This window comes from Bacillus sp. AFS098217 (assembly GCF_002551815.1).
GTDB lineage: Bacteria > Bacillota > Bacilli > Bacillales > Bacillaceae_G > Bacillus_A.
Genome location: NZ_NVPR01000159.1, coordinates 16,542 through 38,510, shown reverse-complemented (window position 1 = coordinate 38,510; position 21,969 = coordinate 16,542). Strand labels below are relative to the sequence as shown.

General features: G+C 35.2%; 17 protein-coding genes. 4 read left to right on the top strand and 13 right to left on the bottom strand.

Features of this window, described 5'->3' with window-relative positions; translation table 11 throughout:
• Positions 1-375 precede the first annotated feature (375 nt).
• From COO03_RS24265 to COO03_RS24235, 6 genes are all read right to left on the bottom strand, one after another.
• Positions 376-585, bottom strand: a complete 210-nt coding sequence (locus COO03_RS24265) for a hypothetical protein (RefSeq protein ID WP_097899524.1) — start codon at positions 583-585, stop codon at positions 376-378.
• Positions 586-749: 164 nt separating this feature from the next.
• Positions 750-1,226: a hypothetical protein gene (locus tag COO03_RS24260; protein ID WP_097899528.1), complete on the bottom strand. Its 477-nt coding sequence runs from the start codon at positions 1,224-1,226 to the stop codon at positions 750-752.
• A 1,146-nt stretch (positions 1,227-2,372) separates the two neighbouring features.
• Entirely contained in the window at positions 2,373-5,462 is a 3,090-nt protein-coding gene (locus COO03_RS24250) for an AAA family ATPase (RefSeq protein ID WP_097899522.1), read from the bottom strand.
• A complete protein-coding gene (locus COO03_RS24245; protein WP_097899521.1) occupies positions 5,459-6,616 on the bottom strand; it encodes an exonuclease SbcCD subunit D in 1,158 nt (385 codons plus the stop codon). Before COO03_RS24245 ends, COO03_RS24250 begins: the two co-directional genes overlap by 4 nt.
• Before the next feature lie 21 nt (positions 6,617-6,637).
• Positions 6,638-6,877 carry a DUF2584 family protein gene (locus COO03_RS24240; protein ID WP_097899520.1) on the bottom strand — a complete coding sequence of 80 codons (240 nt, stop codon included), beginning with the start codon at positions 6,875-6,877 and terminating at the stop codon, positions 6,638-6,640.
• Positions 6,878-7,063: 186 nt separating this feature from the next.
• On the bottom strand, positions 7,064-7,321 hold the full coding sequence (locus tag COO03_RS24235) for a hypothetical protein (protein WP_097899519.1): 258 nt from the start codon (positions 7,319-7,321) through the stop codon (positions 7,064-7,066).
• 833 nt (positions 7,322-8,154) lie between these two features.
• Between COO03_RS24235 and COO03_RS24230 the strand changes: the two genes are divergently transcribed.
• Together COO03_RS24230 and COO03_RS24225 are read left to right on the top strand one after the other, a co-directional pair.
• Positions 8,155-9,207, top strand: a complete 1,053-nt coding sequence (locus COO03_RS24230; protein ID WP_097899518.1) for an enoyl-CoA hydratase/isomerase family protein — start codon at positions 8,155-8,157, stop codon at positions 9,205-9,207.
• 261 nt (positions 9,208-9,468) lie between these two features.
• Positions 9,469-10,101 carry a LysE family translocator gene (locus tag COO03_RS24225; RefSeq protein ID WP_097899527.1) on the top strand — a complete coding sequence of 211 codons (633 nt, stop codon included), beginning with the start codon at positions 9,469-9,471 and terminating at the stop codon, positions 10,099-10,101.
• A gap of 219 nt (positions 10,102-10,320) precedes the next feature.
• Here the strand turns inward: COO03_RS24225 and COO03_RS24220 are convergent, their stop codons facing one another.
• From COO03_RS24220 to mmgD, 7 genes are all read right to left on the bottom strand, one after another.
• Entirely contained in the window at positions 10,321-11,781 is a 1,461-nt protein-coding gene (locus COO03_RS24220) for a CoA-acylating methylmalonate-semialdehyde dehydrogenase (protein ID WP_097899517.1), read from the bottom strand.
• 258 nt (positions 11,782-12,039) lie between these two features.
• Positions 12,040-12,930, bottom strand: coding sequence for an NAD(P)-dependent oxidoreductase (locus COO03_RS24215; protein WP_097899516.1), 891 nt, complete (start codon positions 12,928-12,930; stop codon positions 12,040-12,042).
• Positions 12,931-12,945: 15 nt separating this feature from the next.
• Positions 12,946-14,655, bottom strand: a complete 1,710-nt coding sequence (locus COO03_RS24210; RefSeq protein ID WP_097899515.1) for an acyl-CoA dehydrogenase family protein — start codon at positions 14,653-14,655, stop codon at positions 12,946-12,948.
• A gap of 139 nt (positions 14,656-14,794) precedes the next feature.
• A complete protein-coding gene (locus tag COO03_RS24205) occupies positions 14,795-16,555 on the bottom strand; it encodes a sigma 54-interacting transcriptional regulator (RefSeq protein WP_097899514.1) in 1,761 nt (586 codons plus the stop codon).
• 109 nt (positions 16,556-16,664) lie between these two features.
• Complete coding sequence (prpB, locus tag COO03_RS24200) at positions 16,665-17,573, bottom strand: methylisocitrate lyase (protein ID WP_097899513.1); 909 nt, start codon at positions 17,571-17,573, stop codon at positions 16,665-16,667.
• A gap of 17 nt (positions 17,574-17,590) precedes the next feature.
• Complete coding sequence (prpD, locus tag COO03_RS24195) at positions 17,591-19,027, bottom strand: 2-methylcitrate dehydratase (RefSeq protein WP_097899512.1); 1,437 nt, start codon at positions 19,025-19,027, stop codon at positions 17,591-17,593.
• A gap of 98 nt (positions 19,028-19,125) precedes the next feature.
• Complete coding sequence (gene mmgD, locus COO03_RS24190) at positions 19,126-20,244, bottom strand: citrate synthase (protein WP_097899511.1); 1,119 nt, start codon at positions 20,242-20,244, stop codon at positions 19,126-19,128.
• Between the two features lie 790 nt (positions 20,245-21,034).
• Here mmgD and COO03_RS24185 point away from each other — a divergent pair.
• Entirely contained in the window at positions 21,035-21,472 is a 438-nt protein-coding gene (locus COO03_RS24185; RefSeq protein ID WP_097899510.1) for an exosporium protein C, read from the top strand.
• 165 nt (positions 21,473-21,637) lie between these two features.
• Positions 21,638-21,931 carry a hypothetical protein gene (locus COO03_RS24180; RefSeq protein ID WP_097899509.1) on the top strand — a complete coding sequence of 98 codons (294 nt, stop codon included), beginning with the start codon at positions 21,638-21,640 and terminating at the stop codon, positions 21,929-21,931.
• Positions 21,932-21,969 lie beyond the last annotated feature (38 nt).

The following is a 21,969-nucleotide window of genomic DNA, read 5'->3' as shown; positions in this document are numbered from 1 at the left end:
TTTTAAAATGTCCTTTACAAAGGGTACACTTTAAAGCGGTCAGGGCCTTTTTCTGCCACATGCGAAGTAAAAACAGAAAGAACAAGCGAGTATAGGTTACTTTTGATTCTGCATAGCAAAGATTTAGATGTCGAAAAATTAAAATGGATTTACATATATCGACTCTTGTCTTAAAATTAGTATATACGATATAACCGCTGTTAAAACGGTTAATGTACCTATTATAATAATTAAGATTGAAGCCGTTAGTTCCTCTAATATTAAACCTGTTACAGTAATACCAATCGGTGTAGAAATTAACAATGTTGAATTTAAAAATCCGAAAAAACGCCTCTATCTTTAGAGGCGTTGGATCATGTTTCTTAATGAATGATTTTATGTTTCCTTAGTATTTATGCTTAATTTATGATAATAACCCCCAACAAATAAGGAAGCTATGATTATGGGGATTATACCCAAAACAAGGGAATAATCTCCTTTCGTTACAAAATTAAACATAAACATAGCAAAAATAGTTATTGCAAGTGCTATATAGCTTACAGATATAGCTCTATATGCTTTAGGACTATAGACTTTCCTTTTCATGCTTTCCCCCTCCTTCTTATTACATACTATCACATAATTCCAAAATTCATATTTTTTACTATAAAAAGGAATCTTGTATTCACCTTTTTATAGGGCTTTGTTGCAAGCAAAAGAAAAAGGACCAAATTCTTTGTCCTTTTGTATGTTTTATTGAACTAAAACCCCTATTTTTTGTGCACATTAGCCTCTAGAATGTTCTTACATTTTCTAATATTTCTTTTGATTTGCTGATTTTCAAAAAAATAAACCTCTGTACCTGCCCAAATAAAAACCCAACTCACAATACTTAATACTCCTGCAATATAGGCATGATTACTTGAAAGCTTCAAAAATATCACCCCAACAATAATACCAAGCACAAACAAAACAATAGCCTTTTTAACATTTCTAACATATGTATATTCCTCTTCGTTCAAGAAGTTAGAAAAAGTGTTAAATGTGGCAGTCTTCAGTGACTTTTCGTCAAAATCATTCTGACCTAAAAAAAATATTTCTACTTCCTTTCTTTTACCACTGTGTAGCTTTGACAAAATAAAATCTTCAAGGTCAGAGCTTAAGTGAACATCTTCTGAGCTATAATATCTTGAAAACGGAGTATCAGTTTCATCTAAATAGATATTTATACTTAATTCATCTTTCATGTTAACCATCCTTTAACTCCAATGTACTAGTTGAAAGTCAACCTTTTATCAGTATGGTCAAGATAGTAACAATTCTTTCGAAAATAGCATTAAATAATTGGAGTTGGAGCTATTTTTATGAATTTAACAGAATATACGTTAAACCATAACGAGAAAACACAAAATAAATCAATTCGTTATTACTCGAAATTAGAAATATCGTGCGCCATTTCCTTTTATCACCTAAAAAGTTAATGATATGTAGTATACATCTCGTTATACCGATATTTTAACGAATAAATTAATTAATAAACAGTCTTGTTTATGCTATTGATAATACTTAGAATTTTACACATAAGGCTATATCCCACACCATAAAATGACAAATGATACGGATGTTTATGAATTTGAGATTTTAAAAAACAGTAATTGTTTTTTATCCACAATATTCTTAATGATGACAGTAGGAAATACGTCAGCAAAGGTCTGTTAAAATATATTAGTTATAAATATGATTCTGTGAATGGGTCACTATGGTGGACGAATCAATAGAACACTATTTTGAGAGGAATTGAATTATGAAAAAAATTTATATACTTTTTTCAGGATTTCTACTTTTGTGTTTATGCTTAGGTGGAATTATATACTATAATAATTCCAAGAATAGTGAGTATACTATTTTCAGTTCATCGAAGAGTAATAATCTTATTGAAAAATTAGAGAGAAATAAAATCCCTTACAAAATTGATAAAAGTGGAAATGTGAATATCATGAAAAAAGACGTAGACAAAGCAACTCTTTGCTGTACTTAATCTTTTCTAAAACGTATAAAAAGGATCTATTCACAGTCGATTAGATCCTTTTTAATGTTAAATATATTCGTAATACCCACATTTTTCGTCTAGTCAAGCAGTAAAATTCTCTAATTCAGGATTTCCCATTTATTCAGTAAGAACGTAAGGTATAGAGTTCTCTCCTTCAAACAGAATGGATCCCTTCAAATTTCTGTTGCATAATACTTCAAATACTTCTTTAATAGCGGCAAAGCCAATCCCACCTGTTTTTACTTTTCCCATCATCTTGAGGTATTCAAAAAATGTGACCGCTATTGTGACTCGAGCCTAAAAAACGTTAGAAACGATGAGTAAATCACTCGCATTAGAATCACTATTTCATCACAAACCGTGTCTGACTACAACCATCTTTCTGCTTCGTTACTTCTAGTACGGCCGGCATTGCGTTTTTCAACTCTTGTACGTGTGAAATCACCCCGATAAATCGTCCTGACTTTTGTAAATCTATCAACGCATCGACTGCTTTTGTTAATGACTCTTCGTCTAGTGAACCAAATCCTTCATCGATAAACATCGTTTCGATAGAAATACCGCCTTCATAAGCCTGGATAACATCTGCCATACCAAGTGCTAGGCAAAGTGAAGCATTAAATTTCTCTCCGCCGGACAATGTTTTTACATCACGTGTTTGGCCTGTGTATGCATCATATACATCTAATCCTAATCCACTTTGACGATTACGTTTTTCAACCCGTTCACTTCGTTTTAAATAAAATTGTCCGTTTGATAATTTGCGAAGTCTTTCGTTAGCAATTTGAACAATTTGTTCTAGATACTCAATTAAAATGTAACGTTCAAAGGAAATACGGCTTTCGTTATCCCCTTTCATGACTTCATATAAATCAACAAGTTCTTGGAAAGCTTTTTCTTCTTCATGAATTTGTTCATCAATTCGTCTAATATTTTCATGTAAATCAGAAATGTATACAACTGCATTTTGTGCACGCTGACGCTTTTCTTTTGTAATATCAAGCTGAATCTCTAACTCTTTCATTTGTTCTTCTAACGACGTGATATCTGTCCATTCTTTATCACGTAATTCATTTGTTAATTCTTCAATTTGTTTTTCTAATACTTCAAGGGATGAATAGTAGCTTTGAATTTTTCGTTGTAATTCTTCTATTTCTGCATCCGTTCGTTTCGCCTCTTTATATGCGTTTTGGTCCACAAAACCGCCTTGTTCAAGCTCTTTCGTAAATCGTACAAAAGTCTCGTCCTGTTTCTCTTTTGCACTGCTTACTTGTTTCACAGCCCCATCATACTCAGCTTGCACCCGTATATTTTCATTTTGCCAATGTTGATAAGCTTCTTGCACTCTCTTCCACTCATCTTCCATATAGCGCATTTCCTTAACAGCATTGTCAAACTGCTGTTTCCAAGCTTCTAATGTTTGCAAATTTCCAGGTATGCTCTGCTGGTCATGTTCATACGACGTACGAAGCTGCATACACTCCATTTCAGTGCGATGCTGCATCGCTTCAGCTTCACGTTTTTGCTTCTGTAACTCTTCTAATTGTACTTCTAACCCTTTAAGATTTGATGCGAATTGTTTACGTGTTTCTTCACTTGCTTTTAATGTGCTTACCTCAGCTGCTAGCTGCTTTCCTTTTTGCACCAATGCGCGATATGTTTCAACTAATTCTTCTGAGCGATAACCACGTTTTATAACTTCTTCTATCACTTGTTCATATTGCAGGCGATAGAAATTCCATTTTTCTCCCAATTGAACATGTAGTTTTTCAGCAACGTTTTTAGTTTCTCGCAGCTCATTTAGCTGTTTTTCGTCGATGGAATCTCCTCGTTCCGTTGCTTTCTTCGGATGAGTCGTGCTACCACATACTGGGCAAGATTCTCCGTCATGAAGATGAAGAGCTAACACCCCAGCTTGTTCATTTAGCCAGCGACGTTCCATATCTTCATACGCTTTAACTGCGATTCCCATCCTTTGAGATGCAGTTTCTTTTTCTTGTTCATACTTTTGTTTTTCTTGCCAAACGTCATATGCTTGCTTTAGTACTTTGGCATCTTCTCGCATATTTGTTAGTTCTTCTACTTTGGCTACATATTGCTCAAGTGCTACTTCTAACTGCTGCAGTTCTCCAGCTATTTGTTGTTTTTGCGACATCTGTCCTTCCAGCTGTTGCTCAAACTTATGAATGCCTTCTTTCAATTTCTCACTCTGAAGTTCTGCCTTTTGCAATTTTGATTTTTTCTCTGCTAGTGAAGCAATAATCGGCTGTAATTCTTCTAATCTCTGTACATGTTTCTTCCCTTCTTCACGTACAGGTTCTTTGCTCTTTAATCCTTCATATTTCTCCTGTGCAAGTCCAAAGGATTCAGCTGTCTTTTCTTTCTTAACAGATATTTGTTTCAGTAATTGATCCGCATTCTGCTTGTTTTGCACTGCTTCTTCATACCATTGTTCAAACGGTAATAATCGTTTCGCTTGTTCTGCACGTTTAAAGCGTTGTTCCTCTGTTTCAATTTGTTCTCGATTTGCTTGTAAAGCTGTTTGTTGTTCTTCTTTTTGCTGCAGGGCTTGGAACTTTTCATTAATAGATTTCGCTGCATGAAAATGAACTTCTACTTCTTTTAATTGCTGCGTTTGTAATGTTTGCTGCGTTTGCAATTGTTCAACTTCTGCTTCATAGCAACTCGTTTCTTGTGCAAGCACTTCGACTACTTGATGCGTATTGACATGTTCCTGCTGCACCAATGTCTCTAATAACGAACCATCTCGAACTGGTAATTTAAAGACATTACGGAAATGCAGTTCTCTTTCTTTTTGCTTTTCTTGTAAGACTTCTTTCCACTGTTTCCGTTTTTGATCTAATAATTCACGCATTAATTTATAACGATCTGTTTTAAAAATACGGCGTAAAATTTCCTCTTTATTTTCTGTTTCAGATGTTAATAGTTTTCGAAACTCTCCTTGTGGAAGCATAACAATTTGACTAAATTGATGTTTGCTAAGTCCAATTAACTCTTCGACCTTTTTGTTCACATCCGTCACATGAAAACGGTCTACACATGGAACCTTCTCATCACCTATCACTTCATATAATTCAACAGCATGCCCTGTAATTGTTTTATTTCCTTGCTTTTTATGACCCAGCTGCCGTTTGATTTCATATTGTTTTCCTTTCAATTGAAAGGTTAATTCCACACTCGTATATACATTATCATCAGCAAATTGGCTGCGAAGCATACTCGTATCACTACGTTCTTCTCCACTCGCTTCTCCATATAATACATAACAAATCGCATCGAATATCGTCGTCTTCCCTGCTCCTGTATTTCCTGAAATAGCAAAAATACGATGATTTCCTAGATCACTAAAATCAATGACCTCTCGCTGTTTATAGGGACCAAACGCTGTCATAATAAGCTGAAGTGGTCTCATCCTCGTTCACCTTCCTGTTCCTGCACTGTTTGTAATACTTCTAAGAAAAGACGTTCTTTCTCTTCTGATAAATCTGAGCCCTTCATTTCTTTATAAAAAGCTTTCAAAAGAGATAAGTCATCTGTTTTATGTCTAGAAACAGTAACTTCATTTACTTCTGTAAATTCTCGTCTTTGAATAGAGCGTTCAACATGCATTGCATTCGGATATACAGAACGAATTTTTTCCATCGGCTGCAGTACAGGATTTTCATCTAATAATTTAACGAAAACATAATCTTCACTTGTTGGATGCTGCAATAAATCATCTATTTTCGCTTCTACTGTTCGCATTTGACGACGAGGTGTAAATAAACGTTTGTCTATTGTCGTTTGCCCTGCTTCGTCTAGTTCAACAACATAGTATCCTTTTTTATGCCGTTCTTCAGAAATAGAATACGCAAGTGGTGAACCTGAATAACGAATTGTTTCATTACGTACAAAATGCGCTTGATGTAAATGACCAAGCGCCGTGTAATGAAACTTGTCAAAATAATGGCTATTCACGTATTCAGCGCCGCCTATTGAAAGCGGACGTTCTGCATCACTCGTATTTTCTTCTGCTTCACCTGAAGAAGTAACAAATGCATGTCCTACAAATACATGTCTTGCTTCTTGATTCATTGTCTCTGAAAGTTCATTCATGAAAATACGCATCGCATCATCATGAGAGCGAATATCTTCATTTTTCATAACATGTCTGACAATACTTGGATCAGCATATGGAATTAAATGAAAATGCACTTCGCCATATTCATCATGTAAAACAACTGGTTCATAAGGAAATTGAAACTGTCCAACAATATGTAACCCTTGTTTCTTCATTAAACTACTACCAAAATGAATACGGTCTGGACTATCATGATTCCCCGCTACGGCGATTACCGGCGTTTGTAAATCAATCACTATTTTTTGCAATACATCATTTAATAAGTCTACTGCTTCTGTTGGAGGTATTGCTCGGTCATATAAATCACCTGCAATAATTACGGCATTTGGTTTTTCTTCTTCCACAGCTTGAACGAACTGATCTAAAACAATCCGTTGATCTTCAGTCATATATACACCGTGAACAAGTTTTCCTAAATGCCAATCCGCTGTATGAAAAAACTTCATCTTTTCCTTCCTTTCTCTCTTTTAATTCACTGACTGTAATGAAACTAGTTGATAGTTAAGCGTCGTTTTCTCATTTTCCCACTCTAACTTTTGAACAATTGCACTACCTATTCTTTCTTGATCTGATTTATATAAAGGCAGCATTTCATTCACAGCAAATAAGTGATAACCATCTAAAATTAATTGAAATACATTTTCTTCTATATGTAATCTCGTTTCTTTTTCATTTGAAATAATCTTTGTGTGCATCTCAAATTTCATATGGATACAACCCCTTTTTCTCTATTCTCTATACTTTAATAGTATAGTGGCTATCCTAGATTGACAAGTGAATACATGGTGAAGAATACACATTTCTATTCATTTGCTTTTTAAATTTTTCTTATCTCAATACGGTATGTGAAATTAATAGTACTTACAAAAATAAAAATGCCCTTTCCGGCACTCTTATTTTTGTAAATAATCTTTCATTATATAGTACAATACAGTAATTAAAACAATCGCTATCAAAAATGAAAATACGGCCACAATATACCCATCTTTATTTAAAATAAAACAAAGTGAAATAGATAATATAAAAACCGGAAATACGAGACGTACTTTATCTTTCACTTCTTCTGTCGTATCTGTATGATGAAAATACTGTGTAATTCCTATCATGAGAGAAGACAAAATAATAACCGATAATAGCAATGGCCCTGGCATTCCGATCTCCCCTTTCTCTATTCCTTATTATATACAAACTCGCGCCCTGTTAAAAGTTTGATAATTCAGCGAATATAACAAAATATGATTCTTATCTACATTCAACTATATACATCAATTAAAAAAGCAACATAAAAACCCTCTTTTTAGGTGGGAGAGAGCATCTGGCCATGCATAGAAGCGGTCAGGGCCTGTTTCTGCCCCCTGCGAAGTAAAAACAAAAAGAGCAAACAAGTGTAGGGTACTTTGTATTCTGCATAGCAGGGATTTAGATGTCGAAAAATGAAAATGGATNNGCAGGGATTTAGATGTCGAAAAATTAAAATGGATTTATATAAATACAAGTTGAAAAACCACACAAAAACTCTTTTTAGGTGGACGAGAGCACCTGGCCATGCATAGAAGCAATTAGGGCCCTTTCCTGCCACATACAAAGGTGAAAACAGAGGGAGAATACAAGTGCTAGTCATGTTTTACACTGTATAACAGCGACTTATATGTTAAAAAATTAAAATAGATTTATATATTTTCTTCCAAGCAGCGGGATCATACATATATACACTCTCAATGATTAATGTTGTAATATTCCTTTTCATATGTTAAAACCCTGCAAATATAACTCGTCAAAATATGGCAATATGCTAAAAAAATCCTAGTATTATGTCTATAAATGTACACTTGTTTAGACAGTTAGACACTTTATTCCCGATATTTCTTTTTCATTACAGGCATTAAAACTGGCACGTTACTTGCAATATTAAATAAATTATAAAGGACATTTCAGCTTTTATCGAGAAATAAGAACGAGAAGATATATAAGAGGAGGATTCAAAATGACTGAAAATGTTTTATTTTCCATTAATGAAAACGGCGTTGCATCCATCACTTTAAACCGTCCGAAGGCACTTAATTCTTTATCTTATGATATGTTAAAACCGATTGGTCAAAAACTAAAAGAATGGGAAGAAGATGACCGCATTGCAATTATCGTTTTAAAAGGTGCTGGTACAAAAGGTTTTTGCGCTGGCGGTGATATTAAAACATTATATGAAGCACGCTCTAATGAAGCTGCATTACAACATGCGGAACAGTTTTTTGAAGAAGAATACGAAATCGATACGTTTATTTATCAATACTCAAAACCAATTATCGCTTGTCTAGATGGAATTGTAATGGGTGGTGGCGTCGGCCTTACGAATGGTGCAAAACATAGAATTGTAACAGAGCGCACAAAATGGGCAATGCCTGAAATGAACATTGGATTTTTTCCAGATGTCGGTGCTGCTTATTTCTTAAATAAAGCGCCCGGACAAACTGGTCGTTATGTCGCTTTAACAGCATCTGTGTTACAGGCTGCTGATGTATTGTATATAAGTGCTGCTGATTATTATATGACATCTGATACATTACCTGTTTTCCTTACAGAAATTGAAAATGTTAACTGGAACGGTCAAGATGTACATACTACCTTAAAAGAAATCATTCATAAATTTGCAACTACTCCTAATACAGAAAGTGATCTTGCTTCCTTATTAGAAGAAATTGATAAATATTTTTCATTCCATACAATTGAAGAGATCATCCACTCATTAGAGAAAGATAATGGGACCTTTGCTTTAAAAACGAGAGAAACATTACTATCAAAATCTCCATTTTCATTAAAAGTAACATTAAAACAATTAAGTGATGGAAAAAACAAATCAATAGAAGAATGCTTTGCAACAGATCTCATACTCGCTAAAAATTTCATGAGACACGAAGATTTCTTTGAAGGAGTACGTTCAGTCGTAGTCGACAAAGATCAAAATCCACAATATAAATATAAACAATTAAGTGATGTTTCAGATGAAGAGGTAAATCGCTTCTTCAATCTACTTAATGCATAATAAAGTGAAACTTTAATCCGTGGGGGTTTTCTTCATCCCCACGGATTATTAGTTGAACCAATCGAGCCTTTACGGGCAGTATTACTGCCCGCAAATAGCGGGATAAAAAGGCTAGATGGAAGCACTCTGTTTGCTTCTTCATCTAGCCTTTTACATATGTATCTTCACTGTAAACGAAAAACCATTTCCCCTTCTAATTAAATTGTGTTAAACTAATTTAAATTTAATTTTCGAAAAATTACATAAAAAAAAGGCGGAATGATTGTGGAGAACTATTTTCTTTTTATTATCATGTCTATTTGTCTTATTATTTTACCTGGTCCCGATACTGCAATGGCTACAAAAAATACACTCACCGCAGGAAAAATCGGAGGTGTAAAAACAGTCTTCGGTACATGTATTGCTCTTTTAATTCATACTTTAGCTGCTGTAATTGGTCTTTCAGCTCTTATTGTTAAATCTGCTTTCCTATTTTCTATTTTCAAATATGTTGGTGCTATTTATCTAATCTATTTAGGCATTAAAGCACTTTTGTCTTTAAAAAACAAAAACAGCATAACTACGAATGATCTACCGATGAAACATGCTGATGAAAACAAATCTTGTTTTCGACAAGGTTTTCTTACTAACCTTTTAAACCCTAAAGTCGCTGTATTCTTTTTGACCTTTTTACCGCAATTTTTAACGCCTAATCATAATACGCTTGTTCAGTTTTTGATTATGGGTCTTACCTACCTCATTTTAACAGTGATATGGTTTGCCTTTTATATATTTTTAATTGATAAAATAAGCGTCTTTATGAAAAAGCCTGCTACACAAAGATACATTCAAGGACTTACTGGCATTGTTTTAATTGGATTTGGTATCAAATTAGCTTTCGAAAAAAACAGTTAACGATAAAAAGTACACCTCTCTCTAATGGAGGGCACTGAAAAAGCCCCTTAAAAAAGAAGATAACCCCTACTGTATATAGGAGTTATCTTCTTTTTGTTTTCTATATATTGATAAAGATCCTGTTATTTACTCAAAGTAGACACTTTGTCAGCAGCCTTCTCTAATGAGTGGTGTACTTTTTGTACATGTAACAAGTTACATATATGTTTTATTTATCTATTAAAACCAGCGCTCTGTCACAACTTTTTTACGTGTATAAAATTGAACGCCATCTTTTCCATTTGTTCCAAGATCACCATAGAAGGATGCTTTATTTCCTGCAAATGCAAAGAATGCCATCGGCGCTGGAACGTTTACGTTTACACCAATCATTCCTGCATCAATGTTATCACGGAATGTTTGTGCATGTTTACCGCTTGATGTATAAATAACAGCTCCATTTGCAAATTTTGATTGGTTTGTAAGCTTAATCCCTTCTTCTAAATCTTTTACTCTCACAATACTTAATACCGGAGCAAAGATTTCATCTTGCCAAATTTTCATATCTTGATTTACGTCATCAAAGATTGTCGCTCCAACGAAATACCCCTCACGGGCTTCTTCATTAATTTTACGACCATCCACTAATAAAGTAGCTCCATCTGCTACACCGCTATTAATATAACCTAGCACACGCTCTTTATGAGATTCACGAATTAATGGACCTACATAATTATCTTCATGGAAGCCATCACCGACTTTTAATTTACGCGTTTCTGATACAAGAACATCAATGAATTCATCAGCAATTTCATCCACAACCGCTACAACAGAGCATGCCATACAGCGTTCACCGCTGCTCGCAAATGCAGAGCCAATAACACCTTGTACTGTCTTTTCAAGATTGCAATCTGGCATAACAATCGCATGATTTTTCGCTCCTGCAAGTGCTTGTACTCGTTTTCCATATTTTGTTCCTGTTTCATATACATAGCGTGCCACTGGCTCAGATCCAACAAATGAGACAGCTTGAATATCTTTATTTTCTAGAATGCTATTTACAACATCTTTTCCGCCTTGTACTAAGTTTAAAACCCCTTTTGGGAAACCTGCTTCATAAAATAACTCTACTAGTCTCTCTGCTAAAAGAGGTGTTCTTTCAGATGTTTTTAATACGAATGTATTACCGCAAGCGATTGCTAACGGAAACATCCATAACGGAATCATCATTGGGAAGTTAAATGGTGTAATACCAGCGACAACTCCAATTGGGTAGCGCCAAATTGAACCATCAATTCCACCTGCAATATTTGGAAGTGCTTGCCCCATCATTAAGTTTGGTGTTGATGTCGCAAGTTCTACAGCTTCAATCCCACGCTGTACTTCTCCACTTGCATCTTTTAATGTTTTCCCATTTTCTAATGTAATAATTTTAGCAAGCTCGTCTTTGTTTTCTTGTAAAAGTTGTAAGTATTTATATAATTGTCTTGAACGATTTGGAGCCGGTACTTTAGACCATGTTTCATAAGCTGCTTTTGCAGCTTCTACAGCACGATCGACATCTTCTTTTGGTGAAAGCGGAACATAAGCAATTATTTTTCCTGTTGCAGGATTCGGAACAGCTTCAACTTCCGTACCAGTAGATTCTACCCATTCACCATTAATATGATTTTTCACTCGTTTAATTTCTGTTGTAATCATTATATTCGCCCCTTTTTGTTTTATAAAATAGTAATGAAAGTATGATAAGCTTTACACCTATATAAATTCATTTTAATTTTTCGGCATCTAAACCCCTGCTATGCAGAATAAAAAGTAACCTACACTCGTTTGCTCTTTCTGTTTTTACTTCGCATGTGGCTGAAAAAGGCACTGACCGCTTTATGTATGGCCAGATGCTCTCTCCCACCTAAAAAGAGGGGTTTTATGTCGATTTTTTAATTGATGTATATATAGTCATTATTCATGACTAGAGATTAATTGCTCACTTACCTTCTTATATAAAGCAGCCATGTCTTTTTCACCATATCCTGCTTTACCCGCTTCATCATACAAGTCCAATAGCATTTCACTCACTGGTAAGTGAAGCTCATTTTCTTTCGCTAAATCAACTGCAAATCCTAAATCTTTCTTTAATAGATTTACAGTAAAACCTGGTTCATAGTTTTCTAGTGCAATAAAGCTTTTATAATTACGTTCGTAGATTCTACTTTGACCGTAACTCACATTTAAAATATCGAACATTTTATCTAAGTCCATATTGTTTTTCTTTGCTAATGTCAGAGCTTCACTAACACCCGCTGTGTAAAAACCAATTAGTAAGTTATTAATGAGCTTTACAGTTGTACCACTATCAATTTGCTCACTGACATGAAAAACATTTGCTCCTAATACTTCCATCGCTGGTAAACCTTTGTCATACACTTCTTTCGATCCGCCAACCATAAAAGTTAGTGTTCGATTTTCCGCCCCAATCACACCACCACTAACTGGTGCTGCTAGGAAGTCTATTTTTTTACTATTCGAAAATTCAGCTATTTCCTTATTCAACTGTGGCGCTACTGTACTTGTATCAATTAGTACAGCATTCGGATGACTGTTCTCAATCAATCCTTCTTCTCCAAAATAAACAGCTTCAACAGCTCGTGAGGATGGTAAACTTGTAAAAATCAAATCACATGTTTCTGCTAATTTTGCAATTGATAAACCGACAATTCCCCCTTCTTTCTCGAAGGAAGCTTCAGCATCTTTATTCAAATCAACTCCATACACCGTGTAATTTGATTTAACTAAATTTTTAGACATTGGAAGACCCATATTACCTAACCCAATAAAACCAATCTTTTTCATATTGTTCTCCTCCTATTAAACAATATATTTTCCGCGATTTATAATCGCTTTCGCAATTTCTCTCTTTTTCGTAAATACGTTCGTATATAGAGGCACTGACAATTGACGGATTTCATCTAGAATAACGTTTCTATTTTGCTCTTCTTGCACTGCTGCAGAAAGAAGAACAATTGCCGCTGATTCTACTTTACGATATCCTTCTTCACAAAGAACATCTGTTATGATCTGTTTTGTATGTTCTTTTTCCTCACCATTTTTACTTACCGCTTTCTTCGTACGTAAAAATGCTGATTCCATTACATACACATCTTTCAACATGTCTGCTAATACGCGTGAATATTCTTGTTCTTGTTCAATTTTTAATTCAGGAGTTTTAGATAGCGTTTTCAAAGATTGTTTCAATAATTGTTTCGATAATAAAATATAGCGAAGATTTCGTTCTATATTTTCAAATGTGCCTTCGTCCACTTGATCCCCTATTTGCTTCATTTGTTTCATTAACATTTTCGCAATGGTTAATCGGTTAATTTCATTCGTTCCTTCAAATATACGACTAATTCTAGCGTCACGATATAATCGTTCTACTTCATATTCTTGCATATAACCATAACCACCGTGAATTTGTACAGCTTCATCTACAATATGTCCAAGCGTTTCTGAAGCATTCACTTTGTTAATAGCACATTCCATTGCAAATTGAGACATTTTTTGCATGATGCTTTCATCACTCTCATGAATTGCTTCATCAATCACACCTGCTGTTCGATAAGCTGCACTCTCCGCACCGTATGTAGCAATAATCATATTTGCAATTTTCTCTTGAATCATGGTGAAATCCACTAATTCTGTTTGAAACTGCTTTCGTTCCTTTCCGTATTGAACAGATAGCCCAATTGCTTGCTTTGCTGTGCCAATATTTCCAAAAGCGAGTTTCAGCCTAGCAAAATTGAGAATATTAAGAGCTACGTGATGTCCCTTACCAACTTCTCCTAAAACATTTTCAGCAGAAATTACGACATCTTCTAAAATAAGTGTTGCAGTAGAAGAACCTTTAATACCCATTTTCTTTTCTTCTAGGCCAATTGAGACACCTTTACATGTTCTTTCGACAATAAATGCTGTCATTCCTTTATTTGTTTTCGCAAAAACAACATATACATCAGCCATGTGAGCATTTGTAATCCACTGCTTTTCACCATTTAATGTCCAGGCTGTTCCATCCTCATTTAATACAGCACTTGTTTTTGCGCTTAATGCATCAGAACCAGCGTTAGGCTCCGTTAATGCATAAGCACCAATCCATTCACCTGATGCAATCTTAGATAAGTATTTTTCCTTTTGCTCTTTTGTTCCATAGTATATATATGGTAATGTTCCTACTCCGGCATGAATATTAAAGGAAACACTAAACGCTCCTGCATACCCCATCTTTTCCGCTACAAGTCCAGACACCGCTTTTCCTAATTCAAATCCACCATATTCTTCTGGAACCTCTATACTTAACAATCCAAGTTCTCCAGCCTTTTCAAATAATTGGCGAGAAACTTCATAATTGTGCTGCTCGATATTTTCAATTTGAGGAACAATTTCTTGTTTCACAAATTGTTCCGTTGTTTTTGCAATTAAATCTTCATCACCGGAGAAATCCTCAGGTGTAAAAAAGGTAGTATTAAGCTCCTTATTCAGCGAAAAAAATTCGTCCCATTGCAACTTTGTTTTCTCCATCTGTATCCCCCTATCATTTCGGTCTTCATTTTCTTTATATGCAAAATCTATGCCAAACTAAAAACTTGATAAAACACGGGCAACATGAAAAGAAAACGTAAAACTGTCTAGACAGTTTTACACGGTTATAACAATTTGTTTAGATTTTAAATCGTGACAATTTGTTATACAAGGTCGCCCTAGAAATCCCTAATAATGCTGCTGCTTTTGACTTATTCCCCTTTGCTTCTTTTAAAACGCGTTCGATTAACCCTCGTTCTTCTTCTTCACGCACCACCCTCATGGCTTCTTGTTTTGCCGGTAAAGACTGAATCATAGGTACTAATTTCTTCTGTTCCATATCTCGATAATAGAATTCTTCTGGCAAATCTTTAGCTCGTATATGTGCATCATCTGATAGTGCAAATAGCCTTTCTAACACATTGATTAATTCACGAACATTACCTGGCCAATTGTAATGGAACATAAGACGTAATACTTCTTTATCAAGTGTCTTTTCTTCAACACCATACATTTGACACAGTTTTTGTACATGTTCTTCGACAATGAGTGGAATGTCTTGTTTTCGAAAGCGAAGCGGTGGAATATGAATCGGAATAACATGAAGACGATGATATAGATCCTCTCTAAATGTACCTTCTCTAACCATTTGTTTTAAATCTTTATTTGTCGCTGCGATTAACCGGAAATCAACAGGGATTGGATGGGTATCACCTATTCTTTCTATCTCTCTTTCTTGTAAAACACGTAAAATTTTTACCTGCGTTAATAAGGACATATCACCAATCTCGTCTAAAAATAATGTGCCATGATTCGCAAGTTCAAATTTCCCTGCCTTCCCATTCTTTTTCGCACCTGTAAAAGCACCTTCTGCATAACCAAACAGTTCGGATTCTAGTAAATTATCTGGAATAGCAGCACAGTTGACACTAATAAATGGACCATCTTTCGTCATACCTGTATCATGTATAGCACGTGCAAATTGTTCTTTACCGACACCACTTTCTCCAGTGATTAACACAGAAGCTTTGGACCCCGCTGCTTTTCGAGCCATTTTTTTCGTTTCAGAAATTGCCTGGCTTTCTCCGAGAATATCTTCAAATCGTATTTGTTTCTTTTTCGGTTTAGAAAATGCCGGTTTGACACCACCATCTTTTTGATCAAACCTCTCTAATATTTTATAAATATCTGAAATCCCTTCATGAATAAGCATGCCTACAGCACCTATCACTCTTCCTTGCTTCCAAATTGGCATCCGATGCACAACTAAATTTTGTCCTTGCAAACGATGTACTTGATTTCTTTCTGGTACCCCTGTTTTCAATACAACTGGAAGCCTCGTATTCTCAATTACATTTTCGGCGAACTGTCCAATTGCTTCTTCTTTCGTTACACCAACAAAGCGACTATACATATCATTAAACATTTGAATAACACCGTTTTCATCCACAATCGCGATGCCTTCATACGCAGTATCAAATGAAAGTCGTAACCATTCCATGACATGTTGCGATTCTTCTAATTGTTGTTTTATAAATTCTTGAAAAGCAAAAAGCTCATTTTGACCTATAATACCTTCTAGCACTCCGCTTTTTTCATTGATCACATAAAATGGTAGATGCTGAACGACTTCCATTGTTGTTGTTCCATTTCCCTTATGAAAGAATTGATCTATGATGATATGAACTGAGGTACTCTCATCTCTTTTTTCTTTCATCCACTGAACACAATCTAATAATTTTACAATGCCGATCATTCGTTTTCCCTCTAGTACAGGCAGTTCATTAGTTTTTGATACGATAAGTAGATCGATCGCCTCTGCAATCGTATTACTCATTTTCACAAACTGAAAATCTTCATTCAGCCATCTTCCTACAGAGTAATCTTCTATAGAGTTCATATGTTTCCACCTCTTTTGCAAGCAATTAGAGAATATGAAAAGGCGATGACTCTCCACATCAAGCAGTTGTTTCGCCAAAGATGTATCATCATCGCCTTTTCCCTTTGTTTTATTGATCTTCAGATAAAACTGTTTTTGCAATTCCGTTATCTAATTCTTCAAAATCATGATACGAAATTGTTTCATACAATTCACTTCTCGTTTGCATATTAGATAGACCTTCTTTTTGTGAGCCTGTTTCTTTAATAAGTGTGAACACACGCTCATATGCTTTTGCTGCAACGCGAAGTGATGTAACTGGATAAATTACCATTTGGAATCCCATATTTGCAAATTCTTCTGCACTATAATATGGTGTTTTTCCAAATTCAGTCATGTTCGCAAGCAGCGGAACATTTACTTTACTATTAAATAAACGGAATTCTTCCTCAGATTGAAGTGCTTCAGGGAAAACAGCATCCGCACCTGCTTTTACATAAGCAATTGCTCTTTCAATCGCTGCATCCAATCCTTCTACGCCGCGAGCATCTGTACGTGCTACAACAACAAGTGTTGGTGCTACTTCTTTAATCGCTTTAATCTTCTGTACTAATTCCTCAGTAGAAACAAGTTTTTTTCCGTTTAAATGTCCACATTTCTTCGGTAATTGTTGATCTTCAATTTGGACAGCAGCTACATTTGCTTCCACCATCTCTACAGCTGTTCTCGCTACATTTAACACTCCACCAAATCCTGTATCAATATCGACAAGAAGAGGTAAGTCAGTTGCCCTAACAAGGTCTCTTGCTCTTTCAGCTACTTCAGTAGACGTTACAATACCTAAATCTGGTAAACCCTTACTTGCTGTATACGCAGCTCCCGATAAATAAAGAGCCGAAAATCCAGTATTTTTTGCAACAAGAGCAGCCATTGCATCATGTGCACCAGGGATTTGTAAAATTCCAGGTGCTTCTACTAAAGCTCGGAATCGATTAGCAAGCTCTTCTTGTGTTGACTGTTTATTCACAACCCAAGCCATTTTTATTCCCCCTATACTTAAATTAAGAAAAGATCTACAAATTCATTTACATTCATAGTTTCTAATTTTTCTTCATTCAAACAAGCTTCATGAATTTTTTCTTGTTGCTTATTAGAATAATGAACGGCCATATTTGCAGAGAACTTTTGAACAATCTTTGGAATTGCTTCATCTCTACGGAAACGGTGACCTAATGGATATTCACACTCTACATTTTCTGTTACTGTGCCATCTTTAAAATGAACTTGAACAGCGTTGGCGATTGAGCGCTTGTTCGGATCAAGGTAATCCAAACTATACTGTTTATTTTCTACAACAACCATTTTGTTGCGCAATTCATCTACGCGAGAATCTGATGCAACTTCATCTTCATAGTCATCTGCAACGATATCACCTTTTAATAAACCGATTGCCGTAATGTATTGTAAACAGTGATCACGGTCAGCTGGGTTATTTAATGGACCCTCTTTATCAATAATACGAACTGCTGATTCATGTGTCGTAATTGTAATACGATCAATTTCATCTAATCGTTCTTTCACTTCTGGATGTAATCTCACTGCACATTCTGCAGCTGTTTGAGCATGGAATTCTGCTGGATATGACACTTTAAACAATACATTTTCCATTACATAAGAATCTAAAGGTCTTGCTAATTTTAGTTCTTGCTTGTTAAACAATACATCTTGGAATCCCCATCCTGGTGCAGATAATGCTGTTGGGTAACCCATTTCACCTTTTAATGCAGTAAGTGCAAGATGAACACCACGGCTTGTTGCATCCCCAGCTGCCCATGACTTACGTGAACCTGTATTTGGAGCATGACGATATGTACGAAGACTAGAATTATCAATCCATGCATGAGACAATGCATTAAAGATTTCTTCACGTGTACCACCAAGCATTTTCGTAACAACTGCTGTTGTCGCTACTTTTACGTATAACACATGATCAAGACCAACGCGGTTTAAACTATTTTCTAATGCAAGTACACCTTGGATTTCATGCGCTTTAATCATCATTTCAAGTACATCTCGTACTTTTAATGGTTCTTTTCCCTCTGAAATACGAACGCGGCTCACATAATCTGCAACAGCTAAAATGCCACCTAAATTATCAGACGGATGTCCCCATTCTGCTGCAAGCCATGTATCGTTATAATCTAACCAACGAATCATACAGCCAATATTAAAAGCACCGCGTACTGGATCAAGTACAAATGATGTTCCCGGTACACGTGTACCATTTGGCACAACAGTTCCTGGTACGACAGGTCCTAGTAATTTCGTACACTCTGGATATTGCAGTGCTAAAATTCCACATCCAAGCGTATCAAGTAACACATAGCGTGCTGTACTGAATGCTTCTGAGCTTGTCACCTCTTTATTTAATACATAATCCGTAATCTCTTCTAAAATTGCATCTTTTTGTTTAATTTCATTTGTTTTAATCATGCTATCCTTCCCTTTCTGTCGAAAATTCGTTATTATTAAGAATGGGTGTCGGTCAAACACCCACCTGGCGGGCGGCCTTAACAACTCCCCAGTTGTTTTTATTTGCTAAGCACATGTCGCTCGCCGATATAATTTACACGTGGGCGGAACAATCGATTATTTGTATGTTGCTCAATCACATGCGCACATAAGCCTACCGTTCTTGAACTGAAAAAGATTGGTGTATATAGTTGAATTGGAATACCTAACATCCAATAGACTGGAGCAGCATAATAATCTAAGTTTGGATAGATTCCTTTTTCCTTCTCCATAATCTTTTCTCCAGCTTCACACATTTCATATAGTGTATAATCGCCTTTCACATCACATAGCTGTTTTAATGCTTCTTTCATCATAAGCGCTCTTGGATCCATCTTCTTCATGTAGACGCGATGCCCAAATCCCATGATTTTCTCTTTGTTATGTAATTTCTTATGCAGTAACTCTTCAAATTTCTCAACATTTCCTGCTTCTAACAACATGTACATAACCGCTTCATTTGCGCCGCCATGTAAGCTTCCTTTTAAAGATGCAACTGCACCTGTTAAAGCACCGTATAAATCCGATTGCGTAGATGCTATAACGCGAGCTGTAAATGTAGAGTTCGGCATTTCATGTTCACTATATAAAACAAGAGAGCGATCGAATATTTTTTCTTCCAGCTCAGTTGGTTTTTTACCAGTTAACATGTAGAAGAAATTCGCACTATACGATAATTCTTTAAGGGGTTGAACAGGCTCTTCATTATTTAAAATATGATAACTGTTTGCCACAATATTTGGCACTTTGCTTAGCAGTTTATAACCACGATCTTTATTTACTTCTAACGAACGATTTTCAATATCGTTATCGTAACCAGCTAACGCAGATACACCTGTACGTAATCCATCCATAGGATGCGTTTCTTTTGGCAATGCTTTTAAAACATTGAACACACCTTCTGGCACTTCATATTCTTCTTTCAATTTCTTTTCAAGTGTTGTTTTTTCATCCTCACTTGGTAGGTGTTCCTCTAATAAAAGGTGCACAATGTCTAAATACTCTTTTGTCTTTGATAGCTCGATTAAGTCATATCCTTGAATAACAATTTCACCTTTTACTGTGTCAAGAAACGAAATTTTCGTCTCCGCTGCAACTACACCATCTAATCCCGGGGAAAATTTTTCTTCAGCTTTCATTATCATTTCCTCCAATCCTAATAGATCTTCGTGCACATAATTGTAAGCATTTACAATATTGTGAAACTACATTTCTACTTCAATGTATCAGAGTTTTTAGAAGATTTCAATTTATTTTATAATGATAAGTTTCCTATACTTTTCCTGCTGTAACAAAATTATTTTTTAAGAATAACGTATAAATTTTTTATCAAAAAGTTCGATATTCTTCCTTTTCTTTTGAACCGAAATATATTAATTTTCAACAAAATTCCCTGTAAAGCTTACAAAGAAAACAATTTATTCCATTTATTTATTAATTTTTTCCAGAATATAAAAAAAGCGAGTTGTACATACACACAACTCACTTACACATATTTTATATATTGCTATTAATACAATACAATTTTTATATAAGATATTTTTATTTTTAATAAAGTTATTATTTTACATAATTGAATTCAATCTCATCCATTTCTGTTTGATAACTCACAACTAATTCATAGTCTTGAAACTAGTAAATATCATCCGCATCAACAAAAAATTAGATGCCGTCCCGTTCAGTAGGTGTTGCTATATCTTCTGGCGCTTCAAAAGCTAATCCGAAAAAATAACCGGATTGAATTGTGCTATTTCCACCATATCTAACAACAAACCGAACAAAATCGTCAGTCTATAGATTCAATTTTAATGTCATACTTTAAATCTACTTTCTTAATAAAATTCTCTTTACAGCTCAAAATCAATAAAAATATCCAAGCTCTTTTCTACGTAACCTCATATTATATATCAAAAATAGGAGGTGAAAATTATGACTCATATTATTGATTTCCAAGCTACTCAACCACGTAATAAAACAGATGCAGGACACCCAACACCAATTTTGCATACTCCTAAAAAAAATAACGTTGCTCAGTTACGAATAAATATCCCTCATAGAAATTCTCGTGATAATACAGTCGAATTAATTGCAACAGTTGGAGTTGAAGGAATTACAAATATCGCTCAAATCGTGTTTCGTATTTTCCGTGATACAACTCAGATTTTCAATACACAAGTTGGAATCGAATCAACTGGTTCAGAACAATTTTATGCTATAACTTTCCAAGCAATTGACAAAGATCTAAGATCTGGAAAGCATGTTTACACGCTAACTGCTGAAAATATTACATCTGATGCAGAAGCTGCAATAGTAGGTCCAATTTCTTTTAGCGCGTTAGCAATCGGTAACCATGACGATTGGTGTTAATAGAGCTGCTAAACTATTTAAATTTGCTTAAGTAAGGAAGAACTCATTTTTTGTTCTTCCTTTTTCTTGTTTACATTCACTTTTTATTCTTTAAAAACTTATGTACACATTTACAGCTTGTGCAAGAATATACTGCTCTATAATGCAATTTAGGAGTGATCTTTTATGTATGTATTCCCTACAAGAATTGCCGTTGCAGCTCCTGTAGCTCCTTCTGTACATGTTGCCCCAGTCCACGCAGGAAGTTCTGATGTTGGCGTTGAACTTCCCGCAACTTGGCAGCACTATCAACTGCCCGGTGCAGCAGTCCCTTCCTTTTGGCAGCACGGCACACCGCCTAGTGGCACTCCCTATTATGGTCCAGGTTATCCCACTCCTTCTCCATATGCTCCCTCCCAAATTTTCTATCATTTCCCTTCAATTTATTTTCAAAATTTTTATGGGACTTTTAACATATAGTAATAACACAGAGGCTTTTCACTGCATAAAAAAAACAC